The organism is Paenibacillus sp. FSL H7-0940 (assembly GCF_037979415.1).
Lineage (GTDB): Bacteria > Bacillota > Bacilli > Paenibacillales > Paenibacillaceae > Paenibacillus > Paenibacillus amylolyticus.
The window spans coordinates 5137932-5157352 of the sequence record NZ_CP150280.1; the positions used below are offsets into that span (position 1 = coordinate 5137932).

Consider the following 19421-nt stretch of genomic DNA (forward strand, 5'->3'; position numbering starts at 1 on the left):
TCCTTTGGCTTCGTACTTTTTTGAATGAATTAATAAATTTACACTCCGCCTGCTCCGTGGCCCATTAAGGCATGAATGATTGGACAGATTGTAACTGTAACACTAAAAATGGTTAGCAACAAAGACGTTTTTTTTCGCATTGAGCCGTTGCACCTCACTTGATAAGGATTTGAATTTCTGTTTTGCTTCTGAATCAGCTTGATCTCTGTACTGCTCAAATAATGTCATACATGTAATAATATTCCGATCACTATTTATTTTAACTGACATTTGCAATCCTTCAAGAATAAGATTCATTGCATCATTACGATCTCTCTTAAGTTGGTACATCCCCAGATCACTCAAAAACCGCGCATAACTTTCATTAATAATACGTTTATTATAATCGCCAAACTCAGTCTTGTAGGTACGTAAAGGCGTATGTTCGGAGAAGCGATCCAAAATGTCATCAATGTTCCAGTCAAACCGATTGGCTGCCTGTATCATGTAACGTAAAGCTAAAAAAATCTCATCAGGATACTTCGAGATGTAGTCCGCGTATTCGTGAACAATCTCTCTTTCTCCGGATAACATTCGGTAGAGATAGGTATTAGCTGTTGCCCATTCCCCAAATTGTTGCTGTATGCGCTCTGATTCTTCATCCTGTTCCTGTAACCAGCCCTGTCCGTATGCATACAACGATACAAACTCCAAAGCTTTGTTATAATCTCCATACTCCTCATAAACTGTGGATCGAATCAACCAAGCATATAAAATATAAGTATAGAGTGGGCGTTCGGTGTGATTCTCATGGTGGTGCTCCCTTCGTTTGGAAAGGTGTTTAGACTCATAGAAAATCTTCGCTAATTTGTACATCTCTTGCGCTAAACCATCTACTTTATCCCATTTATGAACTGCCATAAACACATGAATTAAATGTTTCAGCGCGTCCAGTTGGTACCCCTCATCCAACCGGTCAACATAGGGCTCGAACAAGATAGCCATCCTTAGATTTTCCTCCAGGTTCTCTCCTTGTCCAATTAGAAACAATCGATACTGACACATCGCAAGCCGTTCGGAATGCTGATATTTCTCAACTTCACTCACACTCTTATATAACAATGCCGCCGCAGACCGCTGATTTTGTTCAAATAATTGTTCAGCCATCTCAAATAGTTCTGTCGCATAATCCAGGTCGTCCAGTAGCCGATAAAGAATCTGTTCAATGCAGTCCAGCCGATTCAACTCCGCACTTCGGAGAATAAACGGTCTGATCCGCCGCATGGATACGGAATAAGCAAAACATTCTTCCACATAGTCGGTAAAAAAATGATCCGCTGCCACGCCCATTCCTGATGATATCGCAATCAACTGACTCACGGATATGGGACGATTCCCATGTATAATACGACTAATTGTGCCTGTATTAATGCCAGAGACTTCCGAGAATCGGGAGAGCGTCATGCTGTTCTTATCGATAAACTGGGTTAATTGCTCCCGAATTGAATTTGCAGGTTCCAAGGAAAGCACCACCCTTCGTGCAACATCCAGATTTTAGGTTTTATCCCTATATATTCTGATCATAATGAACGTTCGAACAATGGTCAATAAAAAATGTGATAATTGCCACTATTTTCAAGCCAATCGCAAAAAAGACTAATAAAAGCTGTAAAACCATGTGTTTCTCCATGATTTCACAGCTTATAGACCACTTTTATACCACAGGCGCAATACATACCGGACGAGGCAGTTCCAGCTTGAACCCGTTATGCGTCAGGCGTCCGTCTTCTTCACTGATCTGGAAACCTACGAGGTTATTGCTGTCCTGATTCGCCACGACCAGAATCCCACCTGGCAAAATATTGAAGTTACGCGGTGTCTGCCCAATCGTGGACGTCCACTCTACGGCTTCCAACTTACCGCTCTCCTGGTCAATATGATAGAGCACGATGCTGTCATCTCCCCGATTGGATGCATACAGGAAACGTCCACATGGAGATACACGGATGTCTGCAGCCGTACCCTCTCCTTTATGCCCTTCTGGAAGTGTGGAAATGTGCTGCACCGTAGTGAACTCTCCTCTGCGCTCATCGTACAGGAATGCCGTAACCGTGTTGTCCAATTCGTTGATTACATATGCCCACTTCGAGTTGGGATGGAACACAAGATGCCTTGGCCCTGCGCCTGGTGGCTGATCCATCTCACGATGGGTAACCAGACGTCCCTCTTCCAACCGATACACAATAATCTGATCCAGACCGAGGTCACATACGACAGCATACTGTCCGGACGGATCGGGTTGAATGGAGTGTGCATGCGGCCCTTCCTGCCGTTCTTCGTTGATTCCACTTCCCGTGTGCTCCACCCATGCACTCATCTCACCAAGCGTCCCCTGATCACCAACCGGGAATACATTGACACTGCCGCTGCTATAGTTGGATGAGAACACCCACTGACCATCCGTGGAGACAGACACATAACATGGAGAAGCCCCTCTGGTCTGTTTTCGATCCATCAGGTGCAGCTCACTCGTTGCCGCATCTCTCCGATAGACCAACACCTCTCCCTCGTCCGTCTCACTCGCCACATACAGACAGTTTCCATCCGGGCTTAGCGCCAGATAAGACGGATTATTCACACCATCCATGTGATTGACGATTCGCATCTCTCCTGTATCCGCATTCAACGCACATAGAAAAATACCCGGTTCATCCGCTGACGCATACGTACCTGTATAGAAAAGTGTTTCCTGAGTTGTGACTGGTTCCATATCTAATCTCTCCCTTATCCTGTATATTCACTGTTCTGATTCTTCCCACTGGTATGTACTTACCCAATTCACGGGCAACTGCTTCACTTCCTGTAACGTGGCTTTCTAAATCGATAACAACCCCGGTGTGCGCTCTCATATCTGTCATTGACTCCCTTATCGCCTCTCACCATAATACAAAGTATGAGACCTAAAAACAGACCACCCCTACAGCGTAAATCTGACGGATTTCGTATGCAAAAACTCATTGTGCTTCCAGACTCCCTGCTGCAAGAAACCGCAGCTTATCCGGTCACGTCAGGATTATATGTTACCGATATCGGTTACTTTCACGAAGCGAAGCATCATTACCGTGATCGTCCCGATGGTTGTGAATCACACATTCTGATGTACTGTGTCCAAGGCACAGGCTGGTATACGATTGATGGCAGCAAGACATATGATGTCAGCCCGGGAAACCTCGTTATATTGCCTGCACATGTTCCTCATGTGTATGGTGCCAACGCAGCTGAACCATGGAGCATCTTCTGGATTCATCTGCGCGGGGAACACGCTTTATCCTACATAGAACCCTTGTTAACTCATCATATTACTACCATGCCACCGGCCAAGGCTCAAAAATGGCTTGAGCTGTTCCATGAATGTTACGGCGCGTTAGAGACGGGTTACTCCATGCAGACGATGACGTATGCCTCCCAGATTATCGGTTATATGCTTGGTATGCTCGCTTATGGACCGGAGACGACAGGAACAGATGGTGGGATTGTGAGCAGCAAACGTGCGGCTGAACAATCCGTTCAATATATGCTGGAGCACCTGGAGAACGGAATCACCCTCAAGGAACTGGCGGCACACGCCCGGCTGTCTGTCCCTCATTACTCACAGTTGTTCAAGCAAGCTACGGGGCATTCGCCCATCGACTATTTCCTGCGGCTCAAGATCCAGCATTCCTGCCGCTATCTGGATTTTACCGATTGGACTGTGAAGCAGATCAGTTCGGAGCTTGGATTCAAAGACCCGTACTACTTCTCCCGTCTGTTCAGCAAAATGATGGGACGTTCACCCACGGATTATCGAAATAAATCCAAAGGTTAGAGGCATTGCCTTCACTTAGCCCTTTCTGAATGAATAGGAATTCAGTTGGAAAATTACAGCAACCTTTTGAACAGAAGGGTCGTCTATAGGGGCAAATAACTTTTATATAAAGGGATCATCCCTGGAAAAGTGAGGCGAACCTATCATGAAAAAAAATATACTCGCTACATTAACTGCGGGAGCTCTGCTCACGCTGTCTCTAAGTGCAGGCCCGATCAACGCTGCGCAGGCCCAATTCACGGATATTCAAGGTATCGCAGGAGCAGACAAAATCGAATCTCTCCATAAAGATGGATTCATCAAAGGTGTGAGCGACAGCTTGTTCAAGCCTGAACTGGAGTTAAATACCGCTCAGGGCATTCAACTGATTGCGGACGGCCTGAATCTGAATTTGGACACGATTCGTTTTATCAAAATGCCGGTACCAAGTGACTACTTCTCTGTTGTAAAAGATGGTGTATGGTACAGTGATGCATTTATCCGCGCACAATATAATGGCATTCAGATGTCACAGAATATCGATCCGTCCAAACCGCTTACTCGTGAACAATTCACACTGTTCCTGATGCAAGGCATCGAAGCCAAAGGCGGTCTGCCAATGATTAATATCAAACCTGTGGACATTACCGACGAACAGGAGCTGACGCCAGAGTATCAAGGTGCCATTCAGCGTTCACTCGTTCTCAAAATCAATGAACTGGATGCCGACGGAAACTTCAATCCCAAACAAACGATTACTCGCGCCGAAGCAGCAGTGATGATGTATAACGCAATCGAGTACATGGAATCGTTCCATGCACCACAAATCCCGGAAACACCTGAGAAGTAATCATTTCATGGTGAAAGCTAAGAACTAACTTGAGTGGTGAATCCGATCTATTGGGGTCCTAATGAATGGCCTTTTCCATACAACCCCAATATGCCAAACGGCCGCACCTTCCCTCAACAGGAAAGTGCGGCCGTTTGTATTATACCTATATCACTGATGCAATCATCAGATTTAACTTTCTAACTTAGAAAGAACCTTTAACAACTACCTCAGACAACGGTAAACGTCCTGACGGGCGAGCTGGCTGTGCAGCTTTACCTACAGTAATCAACAACGTTGGCACAAATCGTGCAGGAATGTTGAATGTTTCCATCAGTTTTTGTGGATTATATCCACCGATTGGACATGTATCGTAACCCAGGGAGCGTGCAGCAATCATAATATTTTGGGAAGCAAAGGATGCATTGCGAATCGCTTCATCGCGAGCGATTTGCGGGCTTTGGTAAGCACCGTTGATCTGTCCAACCAATGCGTCACGAACCTCTGCAGTCAGTGCGCCTGCTTCAACAGCTTGATCGTAGATTACGGTGTTACGGTTTGCTTCCAAATCTCCGAGAACAGCAATCGTAACCGAACTTTCCACGATCTGACTTTGACCGTAAGCAACTGGCAGCAATTTCGCTTTGTCTGCTTCGGATTCAATCACGAGGAATCTCCAGTGTTGCAGGTTCCATGAAGATGGTGCTTCCGCAGCTGCTGTCAGAATCGCATTGAGATCAGCTTCAGGCAATTCAAACCCTTTTTCGTACTTTTTGACAGCATGGCGTTCGCTAATAACGCGAAGTGTTTCATTTTTTTCAATGCCTGACATGTGTTCCACTCCCCAGAATCTAGTTTGTTTATACTTCTTTTACTTTCGCAAGGTGATCTCGAAGTTTACTCTACCAGGGATTTTCCTTCCGAAAATAACATCAGCGCAGACGATCTCTCCTCATCTGTGTTCAGGTTATGCCCGGAATCGCTTGAGAACATCAATGGATCTTTCACCGGAGCATACGCCCATGCCGTAACTTGTCCACCATGCCTGACTAAACCAAGACCATATTCATGGAGGACCATTCGTTGTGGACTCCGTCAGGACTTCTCCTTTGCAGATAATCCCTTCAGCGATAAGTTCAACGTTTCCCCATGACCTATGCGTTCTTTCACATCCTGGATGGATATACGGTCAAAATAAGCGCTGAGCGCCTCTTCGCCTCCGTTATATATGTTCCCCATCACATCCTGCATATTGGAAGATACCACACACGATGAACCGGACTCCCCTGAGCACCAGTTGGGACCGAGTGAACCACCAGCTACCAGTCTGTACAATTCTCCAAGCTTGATCTCTTCACTCGGACGGCTAAGCAAGTACCCACCATGAGCACCTTCCTTGGTCGTCAGGTAACCATGCTTGCGCAGAACACTAAGTACCTTACGGACTCTGGCCGGGTGTGTACCCACACTCTGGGACAAATCTTCACTATTGGCCATACACTCATCTCTCATCGACAGAAAAACAAGACAATGCACCGCTATGGTAAATTCGCTGTTCATAACTTACTCCTTCCCGGCTTACAACACCGATGAACTCCAACTCAAGGTAAGTATAACTGTCATTATATGAATAACAGTTATGTTTGTCAACTTTCACCCAGCATGGAGATCAAACGTGATTTTTCCTGTTATACCAATACTTACAGCTCATCCACACAATTAAGCTAGGATTAACATCCCGTCTTCATTTTAATCCAAAAAGAATAAAAAAGTGAGCCTTCCGCTACGCGAAGGGCTCCAATAAGATAGACATATGAAAGGGCTTACGTGATTATTATAATCGGTAATCTTCAATTTGAAAACGCTTTTTTTGTAAAGTGCATCATTATTTTAAATTTTTTTTATTTAAATAAAATAAACAACAGGTATTGCTAAAACTAATCCCATTAGTTATTATACTAATACCATTAGTTTTAAGGAGGGTTTAACGATGCGTATTACCCGAGAATTTGATGTCGTTCAAGTTACGTTTTTCCCAAGACTCTTCCCTGTGAACGTATACCTGGTTGAAGAGGAAGATGGTTTAACCCTGATTGATGCCGGAATACCGGTCAGTCTTAAGGGGATTTTGGCAACTGCCCAGTCCCTTGGAAAACCCATTACCAAGATCATTCTGACTCATGCGCATAGCGACCATATTGGTGCATTGGATCGTCTCACAGAGGCACTGCCTCAAGCCGAGGTCTTCATCTCCAGACGAGATGCCCGGTTACTGGCGGGTGATACTTCCCTTCTTCCCGGCGAGCCACAAACCCCGGTACGCGGCGGCGTGCCTAAGCCCAAAGCGGTGCGCACCCAGCCAAACCACTTGCTGAATGACGGTGACCAGATTGGTTCACTGGTCGCCATTGCCTCACCAGGACATACGCCGGGGCATATGTCCTTCATGGATACGCGCAGCCGTGTGCTCATCGCTGGCGACGCGTACCAGCTGCAAGGGGGCCTTGCCGTATCCGGCCGCGTGCGCCCGCTCTTCCCGTTCCCCGCGCTGGCGACGTGGAACCGCGAAGCGGCTCTGGCCAGCGCGAAGTGCCTGGCGGAGCTGGAACCGTCCGTGCTGGCTGTAGGCCACGGACGGATGCTGCGCCAGCCCGCGGCCGCCATGCGCGCGGCAACCGCTGATGCTCAGCAGCGGTTTGATCTTGCCGGGGGGCAACTATGAGCCCCCGGCAAGGGCTGGATCGCGGCGCTCTGCTCAGCGCCGCCACCCAGCTTGCTGACAGCGACGGCTTTCAGGCGCTGACACTGGCCGCGTTGGCACAGCGGCTGGATGTGCGCTCGCCGTCGCTCTACAACCACATCAGCGGACTTCCCGGGCTTCGCCAGGAAATGGCGCTGATGTCCGTACAACAGCTTAGCCGCGCATTAACCGCGGCTATCGCTGACCGCACTGGCGATGATGCCATTCAGGCCATCGCTGCGGCATACATTGGCTTCGTCCGCGAGCACCCCGGGCTCTACGAAGCCTCATTTCATGCCCCGGACCGCGAGGAGCCACAGCTCGCCGCGGCCAGCACAGCCACGCTGGAGTTGCTGCTGCACAGTTTGCAGCCCTACCCGCTCACCGAAGCGGAAGCATTGCACGCCGTTCGTGGTTTGCGCAGCCTCTGCCATGGATTTGCCTCCATTGAGGCACAGGGCGGCTTCGGCATGGACTTTGATCCGGACGAAAGTCTGCGTCTGACCGTATCCGCCTTCCTCCACGGACTCCGGCATCTCCACCAGGACTAGTATGACACGCATTGCATCATGAAAAAGGACTGCAGAGGATCTGCAGTCCTTTTTACATTGCCGTGTACTGGTACATCCCATAGATTTGGCAGTAATAATGTTATAGTTGCGCCAAAGACTTCTAACAAATTAACATCCACTTTGAATTCATCTTTCATCGGCTTGTGTTCTTTATAATTTCTTTCTTTACAATTTTTTTTAATACAGAAGAAAAAGGGCGTCTCGGTTGCGTGATGCCATGATCAGTGCCCTCTGACCAAAATCTAACGAACCGAGGACACGCTATAACGGCAATTAGAGCGAATAACAACAACTAACGAACTCCACACGTCCTATTTCGCAGAAAACTGGCTGCGGGACAGGAATAATGAGTATATTCCGTCATTTAACGTGTCTGTGATTCGTTACATTTACCAACGTACCAAATTAGGACATATAAGATGTGCTGAGTTCGTTAGAACTTGCTACGTGCGGTGCTTCAGATCACGATGCCATAGACACTCGTCCAGACACACATTGTGTTATGGAGCTAAATACGGAGTGTTCATGCTCCAAATTGCGTTGATCATGCGGGTACATGGCTAGATAAGGATCTTACCCTGCTCGTAATGCACATGGTAGTACATGTTTTATTACTATTCATGTATAGATCACGCTATAGTTCGTGCACCCATTGGGGCGATACTCGATACGGAGCTTACCCTGGTCGTGATACACATGGTAGTACATGTTTTATTGCTATTCATGTATAGATCACGCTATAGTTCAGTGCACACATTGAGACTATTCTAGATACGAAGCTTACTCTGGTCGTGATGCACACTTTAGTACTTGTTTTAATACGTGTCCTAATACGAATCATTTAATAGATCACACTACATGTACGCCGCAGCGGGATAATTCTTGTTTCGGATCTAGCTACAACTCCCATTGTTCAGGGTGGAAAGGGTCTGAAACGTATTCAATCTACCCAGTCCAATTTCACCTGGCGATTCTGATCCTTACTTGATACGCCCTGTCTCTCAACCACACTTTTGCCTTTCACACATCTACGCGCTTCTCTAATATGTACATCTCCCGTTCCTCTCGAAAGGTGGAATGGACTTTGGCTTCCCTTTCCATCGAAACGGTTCTCCATAACCTATCTATGGCCATTGCTGCCGTCCGTCCTGCACTTCATTCAAAATATGCTTCATCACGGGCACATACACCTTCCAGTAGAACATGTCCGGAATATCTTTTTGATCTGGCGTAAGCTTGGACCGGACGACCTCCCATCCACGGATTCGGCGCCAGAAGGAATAATGCTTCATCTCTCCAAAGGACCCTGCCATGTAATACGACCGATTATAGTCGTCGTACCGGACCAGTGCAGCAAATTCCGCAGGAATTCCTGCATCCACCAGCTTCTGCTCACCTGTCTCCGTCAGATCCGTCTTATACCAGGCCAGTATGGAGTTCTTCTGTTGCGGCACAATGATATCGAACCAGCCACTATAATGTATATCCTGGGTTATGCCGCTCCAATCACTGCCTTCCGGTGTAAATGCAATCTGTATATTGCCTGTCTTCACATCCGGACCTTTCGCCAGTACCATGACCTGTCCATCCATATGGATCAGCAGCATACCCGCTCCGTGATAAGACCATTTCTTCTTCTCTTGTTGCTCATAGTTCGTCCGAATCCAACGGGGTACTTCTTCTATACTTTGCAGATTAGATACCGATTTCCCTTGCCATCCACTGCTTTCCACACCCAAGATGGGGTATAGTTGCTCTCTTGTCATCTTGGAAGCCGTATTTGCCAATGCACTGTATTCGGCAACAATCGTTACCCCTTTATACGCAGCCTCGCGGATTTTCTGCACATCATATATCGTTAATCCTTCATAGATTCCGCCTTGTTTCCCTTCACTCTTGTGTGCAGACAGACTACTCCGATTCGCCGTCAGATAGATCAGATCCGTATCTGTCACCTCATCAGGCAGCAGTTGCTTCATCCGTGGAAGCCCGTTCTGAAGATCATAACCGTAATAATCCTCTTCATACGAGTAGTATTCCCCTGTGTGCTGTACAATCTTCTGTTGATTCAGAAGCCAAACCAACCCCTTGTGCCCCTGATAGGACAAGTCCGGTCTGCTCTTGTCAATAATCATGATGTTCAGTGAAACCGGGGCCTGGGATTGCCACATAATCCATGGGACAACCAGCACCACCGATACCACTGTAAAACAAGCCAACGTCCACATCGTGGCTGGCCTGTAACTTTTTTTCATGAAGCGTATTCCTCCTTGCTCTGTTCCAAGGTATTGTCAGGATCGATCGTTAGATTACCCTAATCCATGTCTGCTGTCCTTTTCCTCTGCCTTCCGCAATCCCATAGCCTGCAACATGCCATATATACGGGATATGTTATTCAGCGGTCTGAACCAGAACGTCTCCGTACATGCATACAACAGCAGACGTGTCACCTCTCGGGACGTATATACCTTGCGTGAACACCATATTTCGAACATCACCACACTTGCGGACAACAAGGAACCATAGAGGGTCAGTAGCAGAACGAGAATGATGCATAGGTTAATATCCACCCACTGTAGCCCTATGCCTGCAATGAACAGCACGATCGCTCCCAGTTCCAACACAGGCCCCAACAATTCGATCAAAATAAAATACGGGATGGATACCATCCCCATCCAGCCATAGGCCGGATTGAAGATCATGCTCCGCTGAGTCCATAGACTGCTTGCAAGTTGCATGTGCCAACCGATACGCTGTCTGCACAGCTGACGCCATGTACCGGGTACTTCTACCCTGCAGATCGGATCGGGAATATATATAATACGGCCACGTTCCCGGATCTGCTTCATATGTTTCTGCAACCGCATCACCAGTTCCATGTGAGCGACCTGGTCATCGCGCTTGTACCCACCAACTTCCATCACCCGGTTCTTTTTGAATATACCGAATACTTCAGACGTAAATAAAAGCACATTAATATTATAACGAACAAGTCCCACACCGCTAATCAGAAAAGCACGCACGTATTCAATGGTCTGCATTACAAACAACGTACTGCCCGTCCTTCTTGCGCCGTTGTGGGTTAAATCCGTTTGATTCGTATTTCTGGAGGCCATGAGATCTACTCGTCCACTACAAGCAACGACCTCTTCTCCTGGGAGAGCATCCATAACGGGCTTCATAATCTTCACCAATGCATCCCGTTCCAGAACTGTCCTGGGTCCAACAGAGGCGATATAAGGATATTGCGAGATATTCAGACCGGCATTCAGGGAGTCCATTCGTCCCCCATACGCCTTGTCGATCACAACCAGACGATGATGTAATCTGGATTGGTAGACACATTTAATCTGAGCCGTCTCCTGACCGAGTCCCGAATAATGAACTTTACTCCGAATGGGCATCAGATCATAGGTTTCTTTTAGACGCCGCATGGTCTCATCCTCTGATCCATCATTAATGATAATAACCTCATAACGTGCATACTGCATATCCAACAGACAGCTGATTCGCTGTACGATCGTATCCTCGCTATTCCGCACCGGAACAAGCAGGGATACCGCAGGAGCCAGTTCTTCATCCAACATCTCATGATATTGCAGCGGGTCCAGATCCCTCTGGCGGATCAATGTGCGAGCGGCAGCAACGACCAGAACACTACACATCACAATCGCTAACACCAGATAGATAAATATCCCCTCGTAACATGCCAAAACAAAACTCCGCAGCATCTCAATCCATCTTTCGTCCATACTGCATCCTTTCCAGCGTTTCCTCCGCTATCTGCCTTGCATATTTATCCGGATGGTTTACAGCCGTATCCCGGAGCTCTTCAAGTCCCTGCTCGTACCGGGCAAGAGAGTTCGCCGCTTCCTGTCGGATCTGAAAAGAAGGATCACCCATCATTACCTTCAGTCTAGGAATAAAAGCATCCGCATGAACAGTACCCATAAGCTTGGTCACTGTTAGTCTTTCAGAGCGTTGCCTCTCCTCACCAGATTCGTTCCATACCAGCAATAGCCCCTTCAGCAACTCTTCGCGACCTCTGCCCACTTGAGCCAATGCCTGATACGCATGGGTACGCAGCAATGCATCCTCTCCAAGAATGAGCTTCTCCAGGAGAACAACAGCACCCTCCGTCTGGTCATCCCGAATACGAATGGCGTGGACGATATTACACTTGACCTGATAAGGTACATCCTTGAAATGATCCTTCAGACGAGTCCAGGATGAATCGGTAAGCAACAGCAGAATCTGCAGATACTGCGAATCGGACCATACATATTGCTCACGCAACAATTCCTTCACGATTCTGAAATAACCGGTTCGGGCATATATGCGTAATATGATGAAGCGTTCAAGCGGCGTACAGGAAGTAACCCGCAGCATATCCTCTAACCTGGGCAGAAGCTCCACCATATGAAACTGTTCAATATATAACAACGTGTTGACCCGTTCACTCCACTTTCCCGTCTTCAGAACCGACCGGTATGAACTTCCAAAGACTTGCCAGGATAACAGACGAATTCGCAGAGTCTCGTGCTTTACCGGACCTTGAGCAAGCCGTTGCAATAACAGCTGCTGCAAAACGCTCTGTTGATCTCCACTCATATTCAATAAGTCTACTTTTACTTCTCCTTGGCCCAGATACCGCTGTAACACCGAATCTTCGGAAAGTAATTCCTGTATCAGTGCCGTCTTAAACTTTTCCCTGCGCCTACTGCTATATTTCATCCATAAGATGTAACCGTAGATAACCAGCAAAAAAGCTAGTACACTTGCACATACAAGGCTGACCACATGTACTAACCAATCTGTATTACCTGCAAGCCATCCTCTATGATGTGAGCCGATAAGCTTGATATACATCCATTGTTGTCCAATCATTGCATGATTTCCCCTTAATCGAATAAACGGCCTTACAACGGGCACAATAATACAAAATTTTCAAATACACCCTGTGAATACGTATCGGGTATATGATACACTAAGCTTTCTATCGGCTTTCTGCGTTTGTGATATAATAGGAACTGAAAATTCCGGCAATTCGTATTGGGTTCCGGATCTCCGGATAACATATTATTCCAGAAAGAGGGAGTTCTACGTGGCTCAAATCAGTCCGTACTACCTGCAAATCGGAGCAACCGTGGGCATGCTTGTCATGGCACTGCTTGCCATCTTCATCCGCATGAAAGCCAGTCACAGACCGGTGACCATTCGTAAAATCCTTATTCCTCCGCTCGGCATGAGCACAGGATTTCTCATGTTTGTTGTACCGGCAACACATGTTCCTCTACTCTGGGCATTCTTTGCGTTTCTGGTGGGCTGGTTCCTCTTCTCCTATCCCCTCATTCGCAGTACACGGTTTGAACGAGTAGGTGAAGAAATTTTTGCCACACGTTCTCGCAGCTTTGCTTTTATCTTGCTTGGATTGCTGGCCGTACGCCTGATCCTGCATGAAGTCATTCAGCGATATGTAAGTATTCCGCAAACAGGCGGATTGTTCTTCCTGCTGGCTTTTGGCATGATTGTACGCTGGCGTGTATATATGTACAAACACTACAAAGAAGTGCTGGTCGCCGAACACTAGTCACCCTACATAGACCACGCACAGATTTACAGATAAAAAAGACACGTTCTGCTGCACCCTCGGTGTGCAGAACGTGTCTTTTCGTTTTCAACCTAATTGTACATGTAAACCATTCAATATTTATTCAGGATCTGCAACCTTAACCAGTTGCTTGCCCAGATTATCTCCCGAGAAAAGACCCATGAATGCTTCCGGCGTCTGTTCGAACCCGTCCACAATGTTTTCTTCATACTGGATATGACCTTCCTTGATCCATTTCGCCAACTTGGCGCGGCCTTCCTTGAAGGATTTCGTATAGTCCCCCAGCAGGAAACCTTTCATTAATGCTGTATTTGTTAACAGCAATGTCTGTGGTCGCATCCCGATATCCGGCTTCTCCAGATTATAGGACGAGATCTGACCGCATAACGGAATACGTGCATTCCGATTGATGTGGCGCAAGACTGCATCCGAGATGTCCCCGCCCACATTGTCAAAGTAGACATCTACACCGTCCGGGCAAGCCCGTTCAATGGCCGCTGACATATCCTGCTCCTTTTTGTAATTCAACACCACATCGAAGCCCAGCTTTTCTTTCAAATAAGCGCATTTCTCATCAGAGCCTGCAATACCAACCACGCGTGCTCCCACAATTTTACCAATCTGACCTGCAATCATGCCTACCGCTCCGGCTGCTCCCGATACAACAACCGTTTCGCCGTCCTTCGGTTTGCCGATATCCTCCATACCAAAATAAGCCGTCAGACCCGTCAGGCCCAGCGCACCCAGGTAAGCCGTGATTGGTGCTTCTTCGGTATCAATTAGCGAAAGATCAGCCGTATTCACTGCGGCATATTGCTGCCAGCCCCACATACCGGATACGAGGTCACCTTTGCGCAGATTCGGTTCCGAAGATTCCACAACCTGTCCAATGGCTCCACCCTTGATCACTTCATTTAACGCGTACGGTGCAGCATAGGATTTTGTATCTTTCATGCGGCCCCGCATGTATGGATCAACCGACAAATATAATGTACGTACCAGGACTTGCCCAGCTTCCGGTTCAGGAAGAGGTGCATCAATGAATTTGAAATTCTCTCTGGATGGGGCACCTTCGGGACGAGAAGCAAGTACGATCTGTTTATTTAAAGACACCAAAATTACCTCCTTGTTGCCAAGTGGACGCAAGGTTAACCCTTGTCAGCTGAGATCACTTACCACTGGCTCTGTGTTATCACTTCTTAATAGTTTAAACCGAAACAGGCGGTTCACAAACGTGGGCCGCCTTGAAATATGCAAATATCGTCACATTGTAGCTGCTTTTGGCTATTATTGTGCTGTCAAAATCACTGGACCATCCGCCGTAATCGCAATCGTATGTTCATACTGGGCAGACAGACTTCCATCCAAAGTACGAGCAGTCCATCCATCTGAATCCAGCTTACTTCGGAACGTACCAATATTCAGCATCGGTTCGATCGTAATAACCATGCCTTCCTTGAGACGCGGACCCCGATGAGGCGGACCGTAGTGAGGGACTTGTGGTTCCTCATGCATCTTCTCACCAATGCCGTGTCCGATAAACTCACGCACAACCGATAGGCCTTCACCTTCTGCATACACTTGAATCGCATTGGAGATATCTCCGATCCGGTTGCCCACCACGGCAAGTTCAATGCCTTTGTACAGAGAGTTTTTCGTTACATCCAGCAGATGTTGTGCTTCCGGAGTCACTTCACCTACGGCATATGACCAAGCCGAATCCGCCAGCCAGCCATTCAGATTAACGACCATGTCGATTGTAACGATATCGCCGTCTTTCAGTGCATATTTTCCCGGAAACCCGTGACAGATCACATCATTAACCGACGCACATGTCGCATATTGGTACCCGTTATATCCCTTTTGTTCCGGCGTAGCGCCATTTTTCTTCATAAAAGCTTCTGCAAACTGGTCGATCTCCTGTGTCGTAATGCCTGGACGAATCATCTTTGCAATTTCTCTATGGCATGCGGCGAGAATTTCTCCGGCTTTTTTCATATATTCAATCTGTTCTTTGGTCTTTATTGTAATCATAACAACTACTCCTGTCCGTTAAAATCTTATCCTGTCCTCTATTGTAACGCTAAACACTCAAAATAAAAAATTCCGTGCGATCAGCAACATCCTATTATACGCCAAGCTCCTGTCCAATGAATACAATTATCCATGAAAAAATCGAAACCCCTTCTGATCTAGCCACGTATATGCTTAAAACAGTTGAAGTCGAAAGGGTGAAAGCTCATGTTCAAAAAGATTATCGGCAAACTTATCGATTCCAAATCTTCATCTCACCGCAAACGTCATAGCTCCTCCGACAGGCGCTCATATAAACGTCACAGCAGTTCCTCAGGCAAGCGCTCATACAAGCGCTATTCTTCTTCAGATGTGAAATACCGGGATAGCCGCAGTGGCTCCGGGTATTACAAAAGCAGAAAATACAGCTCCAGCTAAGCGGCTTCCACTACTGCTTATAAAGAGCAATGATCACACCAGCTTATTGGACCCTACAATAAATGAATATGTAATAAAGGGGTGATCGCTAGCCATACACACGGCTAACAGAACACCCCTTTATTGTTTCTATATAGTAAAAAGGAAAAAGACCCCTACAGATATCATACGAAGAGGTCACGGATAACAAATATAGGTCCGCCTACAGAGCTATTTCATTGTAATCTCAGCAACACTTTCTCGATCTCTGCCTGTAACTCTGTCGCCCCACCCTCATAACTTGGCCGGAGTCCAAGGAGTCGCTCCAGCATCTGGTGCAATTCCGGCGTAAGCTTAAGTTCCTCCTGCCAACTGGCGGGTTCACGGCCCTTCTCTGGCTCATAAGCCGAATACAGCATAAAGAGAAGAAAGTGGCCGATATCCTGCAAATCATGATCCGGTGTAGCCGGCTCATCTTCAGGCTCAGGGACTTCACGCATACGTCGCTTTAGCTCCGGCAACAACGGCTCCCCCAAGCGTCTCGCCAGGCCAAAGTCAATCAGATGCACCGTCCCTCCACGTAAAATAACATTGGGAATCCGCACATCTCCATGAATATATCCCTGCTCATGCACATGAGCCACTGGAGCCAGCAGTTGACCTGCCAATTTCACACATTCCCGCTCCGTATATCGAAGACCTTGCTCAAATATGCAATCTTCCAGCGTCTGTCCACGAATATACTCGGTAACGATATAACTTCGTCTCCCGGATGTGAACACATCCAATAGATCAGGGATCGCCGGATGATGCAGACGTCTCATCACGTCCGCCTCCCGCTCCAACAGGTGCGCAGAGAGTCTTCCCTTGCTAGGTTTGGACTCCTTCAATGCCACTTCCCTGCCGTTCTGGTCATCTGTACACAGGTATGTCAGCCCATAGCTCCCCATACCCAGCAATTCCTGTATTGTATAACGCTCAGCAATGGTCGTGCCTTTCCGCCGAGGACGATCCGTCCATAGTCCGAGCAATCTTTGCCAACTTCGTCGCAGCTCCACAGATCCTCCCACGCCAGCTTCCTGATCCACTCAGTCTTTATCTATACTGAGCAGTTCGTTGCCAGTCTTCATGTTGTATGGAGCTTATTATATCAGGCCCATAATGCAAAATCACGATGGGTAAATGCCTGTTGCTCAAGCTTCCTTATGCTTCTTGGGCAGGAACCCAAACAACATACGCAGGGATACTCCTTTGGGTTTGCGTTTTCTTCCCTGAAAACTGCGCAGATTGGTTACGAGTTCACGATCCCGCTCCTCTTCCAGCTTCTCGTTCATCCATAGACGCTGTTTTTCCATCTGTTCCTGAAGAGCCATATGTGTATCAGCCAGATGCTGAAGGGTCAGCTCCAGTTCATCGACCCGCTGTTGCAGCAGCTGTACCCGATCATCCTGCTGTTGTTCTACAGCACCATAAGTCACCTCACTTACCAGTTGCCCCAGACCTTCATAGGATCTCAGATTACCCATTATTTCAGGTTCTTGAGGGAGTACAGATGACATGACTGTCGCTGCACATTCCGTCTCTGACAGACCTTCAATTCCCACCACCGGGACGTCTACTTCTACTACAGCTACAGGTACTTCTGGAGCCAATACAGTCACCACAGCATCAGCCAGGGGTAGATTATGCTCTCTGAGTTCAGTCATCAGGCGTTCAATGCACTCGATGTCGTCGGACTTGAATAGTCTGGATTTGTTGGCTGACCGTTCGAACCGGTATCCCTGTTCTTCCAGTGCCGCCGCATATTTACGAAGAGTACTGGCACCTATGCCCAGGCTCTTGGCCGTTTCCGTCGTTGCTCCTGCTTCTTCAATCATCATTAATTCCCTCCCGGAATGAAGTCTTTTGGGAATCAATTTCATAATACCTTTAGTGAGTTATGAAATTGATTCTTGGATAAAAACATTATGGCTTCAGCGTTCCTTTATGGAACCGTCATCGGATCGGGGCAACCTGTCTCATGGATCAAGTATGCTTATCTTTTGCTTGTCCGTATGTATTCGTCAGCTTCTCGGCAGATCCCTTTGGCGGTTTTGTTCTGTTTCTGCGGATTCCTAAGAAGTTTTGTCAGGTATATGATCCGCACAAATAACCCCCAATCCGACAACAAACATGAATGCTGTCATGTCGAATACACAGGTGCAAACGCCGTCAAATCTTATGATTATGAATTATTCATGTCAATTTTGTTAACTCCGTTACTCCAATACGCTCCCGCGATAGCGGATATCATTGCTGCACAGCTTTTCCATGTGTTATCTTATGTAACGTAGAAGTGGATTACAGCATAAAATAAAGGACTATACTTAACATAGGACGCATTAGTAACGGATAAATATCAATCTAAATGGGGGCTGAACGGCAGTGTTAGGCAAATCAGGCAAAGTAGCGGTGATCGGGGCGGGTCTTGTCGGTTCGAGTTGTGCGTATTCCATGATTAATCAATCGATATGCAGGGAAATTATGATGGTGGACCGGACGTATGACCGTGCTGTAGCACAGGCACTGGATTTTTCCCATTGTATGGACTTCACACATAACCGAACCAAGGTATATGCAGGCACGTACGCCGATTGTGGCAATATGGATGTTATTATCTTAACTGCCGGGGCAAATCCCAAGCCAGGACAGACACGGCTGGATATTCTGGAGGAAGCGGAGTCGATTGCCAAAGACATCGTGGTCCCGATCATGGACAGTGGATTTAACGGGATTTTTGTCGTCGCTGCCAATCCGGTTGACATAGTAACTTATATGGTATGGAAATTATCCGGCCTCCCGCGCGAACACGTCATCGGTACAGGCACGTCCATTGATTCTTCACGACTCAAAACACTGCTGTCTGAAGTCTTCTCCATCGATCCACGCAGTGTGCATGGTTATGCTCTCGGGGAGCATGGAGAATCCCAGTTCGTGGCCTGGTCCCATGTGACCATCGGTGGCAAACCGATTATGCACATTATGGATCAGCACAAGGAGCGCTTCAAACATCTGGATCTGGAGGATATTGCACGCAAAACAAAGGATGCCGGCTGGGAGATCTTTACCCGTAAAGGTTCTACCCAATTCGGAATCGGCAATGCCCTCGCGCATATCACTCGTTCCATCCTCAATGACGAACACAAGATCATCGCCGTATCGGCTATTCTGGACGGAGAGTACGAACAACACAACGTTTGCGTCGGTGTTCCAGCAATCATCGGTGGCAATGGTATTCAAGAGATTATCGAATTGAATCTGGATGCAACGGAACGTGAGAAATTCAACAATTCCTGTGAAATCCTATCAGGTAACATCAATCGTCTGACACTGGTATAAGCCATTCGTGTACAACTCCACACTGTATGCTTCGGCTC

The 19421-nt window shown here is 47.3% G+C and carries 18 protein-coding genes; 6 read left to right on the forward strand and 12 right to left on the reverse strand.

What is annotated here, in order from left to right; all coding sequences use genetic code 11:
• Positions 1-102: 102 nt before the first annotated feature.
• Both MHB71_RS22575 and MHB71_RS22580 read right to left on the reverse strand, forming a co-directional pair.
• On the reverse strand, positions 103-1500 hold the full coding sequence (locus tag MHB71_RS22575) for a helix-turn-helix transcriptional regulator (RefSeq protein ID WP_340027766.1): 1398 nt from the start codon (positions 1498-1500) through the stop codon (positions 103-105).
• A 193-nt stretch (positions 1501-1693) separates the two neighbouring features.
• Positions 1694-2749, reverse strand: a complete 1056-nt coding sequence (locus tag MHB71_RS22580) for a lactonase family protein (RefSeq protein WP_340027767.1) — start codon at positions 2747-2749, stop codon at positions 1694-1696.
• 234 nt (positions 2750-2983) lie between these two features.
• On the opposite strand from MHB71_RS22580, the gene MHB71_RS22585 reads away from it, so the two are divergent.
• On the forward strand, positions 2984-3844 hold the full coding sequence (locus tag MHB71_RS22585; protein ID WP_340027768.1) for an AraC family transcriptional regulator: 861 nt from the start codon (positions 2984-2986) through the stop codon (positions 3842-3844).
• Between the two features lie 145 nt (positions 3845-3989).
• Entirely contained in the window at positions 3990-4673 is a 684-nt protein-coding gene (locus tag MHB71_RS22590; RefSeq protein ID WP_340027769.1) for an S-layer homology domain-containing protein, read from the forward strand.
• Positions 4674-4857: 184 nt separating this feature from the next.
• Here MHB71_RS22590 and MHB71_RS22595 read toward each other — a convergent pair whose 3' ends face one another.
• The 3 genes from MHB71_RS22595 to MHB71_RS22605 form a co-directional block, all read right to left on the reverse strand.
• Entirely contained in the window at positions 4858-5484 is a 627-nt protein-coding gene (locus MHB71_RS22595; protein ID WP_036607468.1) for a nitroreductase family protein, read from the reverse strand.
• 65 nt (positions 5485-5549) lie between these two features.
• The gene (locus MHB71_RS22600) at positions 5550-5732 is read right to left on the reverse strand and encodes a hypothetical protein (protein WP_047840337.1); all 183 of its coding nucleotides are present in this window, start codon (positions 5730-5732) and stop codon (positions 5550-5552) included.
• Positions 5733-5747: 15 nt separating this feature from the next.
• Entirely contained in the window at positions 5748-6212 is a 465-nt protein-coding gene (locus MHB71_RS22605) for an Rrf2 family transcriptional regulator (protein WP_047840338.1), read from the reverse strand.
• Positions 6213-6642: 430 nt separating this feature from the next.
• On the opposite strand from MHB71_RS22605, the gene MHB71_RS22610 reads away from it, so the two are divergent.
• On the forward strand, positions 6643-7374 hold the full coding sequence (locus tag MHB71_RS22610) for an MBL fold metallo-hydrolase (protein WP_340027770.1): 732 nt from the start codon (positions 6643-6645) through the stop codon (positions 7372-7374).
• Positions 7371-7943 carry a TetR-like C-terminal domain-containing protein gene (locus MHB71_RS22615; RefSeq protein WP_036607476.1) on the forward strand — a complete coding sequence of 191 codons (573 nt, stop codon included), beginning with the start codon at positions 7371-7373 and terminating at the stop codon, positions 7941-7943. Before MHB71_RS22610 ends, MHB71_RS22615 begins: the two co-directional genes overlap by 4 nt.
• Positions 7944-9088: 1145 nt before the next feature.
• Here MHB71_RS22615 and MHB71_RS22620 read toward each other — a convergent pair.
• The 3 genes from MHB71_RS22620 to MHB71_RS22630 are packed head-to-tail and all read right to left on the reverse strand — an operon-like array spanning position 9089 to position 12851.
• On the reverse strand, positions 9089-10219 hold the full coding sequence (locus MHB71_RS22620) for a hypothetical protein (RefSeq protein WP_340027771.1): 1131 nt from the start codon (positions 10217-10219) through the stop codon (positions 9089-9091).
• Positions 10220-10273: 54 nt separating this feature from the next.
• The gene (locus MHB71_RS22625) at positions 10274-11716 is read right to left on the reverse strand and encodes a glycosyltransferase family 2 protein (RefSeq protein ID WP_340027772.1); all 1443 of its coding nucleotides are present in this window, start codon (positions 11714-11716) and stop codon (positions 10274-10276) included.
• Complete coding sequence (locus tag MHB71_RS22630; RefSeq protein WP_340027773.1) at positions 11697-12851, reverse strand: HEAT repeat domain-containing protein; 1155 nt, start codon at positions 12849-12851, stop codon at positions 11697-11699. The genes MHB71_RS22625 and MHB71_RS22630 overlap by 20 nt, the downstream gene beginning before the upstream one ends.
• A 217-nt stretch (positions 12852-13068) precedes the next feature.
• On the opposite strand from MHB71_RS22630, the gene MHB71_RS22635 reads away from it, so the two are divergent.
• Entirely contained in the window at positions 13069-13554 is a 486-nt protein-coding gene (locus tag MHB71_RS22635) for a cytochrome c biogenesis protein CcdC (RefSeq protein ID WP_036607484.1), read from the forward strand.
• 120 nt (positions 13555-13674) lie between these two features.
• Here MHB71_RS22635 and MHB71_RS22640 read toward each other — a convergent pair whose 3' ends face one another.
• From MHB71_RS22640 to MHB71_RS22655, 4 genes are all read right to left on the reverse strand, one after another.
• Complete coding sequence (locus MHB71_RS22640) at positions 13675-14688, reverse strand: NADP-dependent oxidoreductase (protein WP_036607487.1); 1014 nt, start codon at positions 14686-14688, stop codon at positions 13675-13677.
• Positions 14689-14862: 174 nt separating this feature from the next.
• A complete protein-coding gene (map, locus tag MHB71_RS22645; RefSeq protein ID WP_036607489.1) occupies positions 14863-15609 on the reverse strand; it encodes a type I methionyl aminopeptidase in 747 nt (248 codons plus the stop codon).
• A gap of 632 nt (positions 15610-16241) precedes the next feature.
• The gene (locus MHB71_RS22650; RefSeq protein ID WP_340027774.1) at positions 16242-17063 is read right to left on the reverse strand and encodes a protein kinase; all 822 of its coding nucleotides are present in this window, start codon (positions 17061-17063) and stop codon (positions 16242-16244) included.
• Between the two features lie 135 nt (positions 17064-17198).
• Positions 17199-17885, reverse strand: coding sequence for a hypothetical protein (locus MHB71_RS22655; protein WP_051447040.1), 687 nt, complete (start codon positions 17883-17885; stop codon positions 17199-17201).
• Positions 17886-18429: 544 nt separating this feature from the next.
• Between MHB71_RS22655 and MHB71_RS22660 the strand changes: the two genes are divergently transcribed.
• Entirely contained in the window at positions 18430-19383 is a 954-nt protein-coding gene (locus MHB71_RS22660) for an L-lactate dehydrogenase (protein WP_101314921.1), read from the forward strand.
• The last annotated feature ends 38 nt before the right edge of the window (positions 19384-19421 follow it).

Coding starts and splice junctions, on each gene's coding strand:
- MHB71_RS22580 (WP_340027767.1), bottom strand. CDS start 2,749: ATGGAACCAGTCACAACTCAGGAAACACTTTTCTATACAGGTACGTAT.
- MHB71_RS22585 (WP_340027768.1), top strand. CDS start 2,984: ATGCAAAAACTCATTGTGCTTCCAGACTCCCTGCTGCAAGAAACCGCA.
- MHB71_RS22590 (WP_340027769.1), top strand. CDS start 3,990: ATGAAAAAAAATATACTCGCTACATTAACTGCGGGAGCTCTGCTCACG.
- MHB71_RS22595 (WP_036607468.1), bottom strand. CDS start 5,484: ATGTCAGGCATTGAAAAAAATGAAACACTTCGCGTTATTAGCGAACGC.
- MHB71_RS22600 (WP_047840337.1), bottom strand. CDS start 5,732: ATGGTCCTCCATGAATATGGTCTTGGTTTAGTCAGGCATGGTGGACAA.
- MHB71_RS22605 (WP_047840338.1), bottom strand. CDS start 6,212: ATGAACAGCGAATTTACCATAGCGGTGCATTGTCTTGTTTTTCTGTCG.
- MHB71_RS22610 (WP_340027770.1), top strand. CDS start 6,643: ATGCGTATTACCCGAGAATTTGATGTCGTTCAAGTTACGTTTTTCCCA.
- MHB71_RS22615 (WP_036607476.1), top strand. CDS start 7,371: ATGAGCCCCCGGCAAGGGCTGGATCGCGGCGCTCTGCTCAGCGCCGCC.
- MHB71_RS22620 (WP_340027771.1), bottom strand. CDS start 10,219: ATGAAAAAAAGTTACAGGCCAGCCACGATGTGGACGTTGGCTTGTTTT.
- MHB71_RS22625 (WP_340027772.1), bottom strand. CDS start 11,716: ATGGACGAAAGATGGATTGAGATGCTGCGGAGTTTTGTTTTGGCATGT.
- MHB71_RS22630 (WP_340027773.1), bottom strand. CDS start 12,851: ATGATTGGACAACAATGGATGTATATCAAGCTTATCGGCTCACATCAT.
- map (WP_036607489.1), bottom strand. CDS start 15,609: ATGATTACAATAAAGACCAAAGAACAGATTGAATATATGAAAAAAGCC.
- MHB71_RS22655 (WP_051447040.1), bottom strand. CDS start 17,885: ATGATGATTGAAGAAGCAGGAGCAACGACGGAAACGGCCAAGAGCCTG.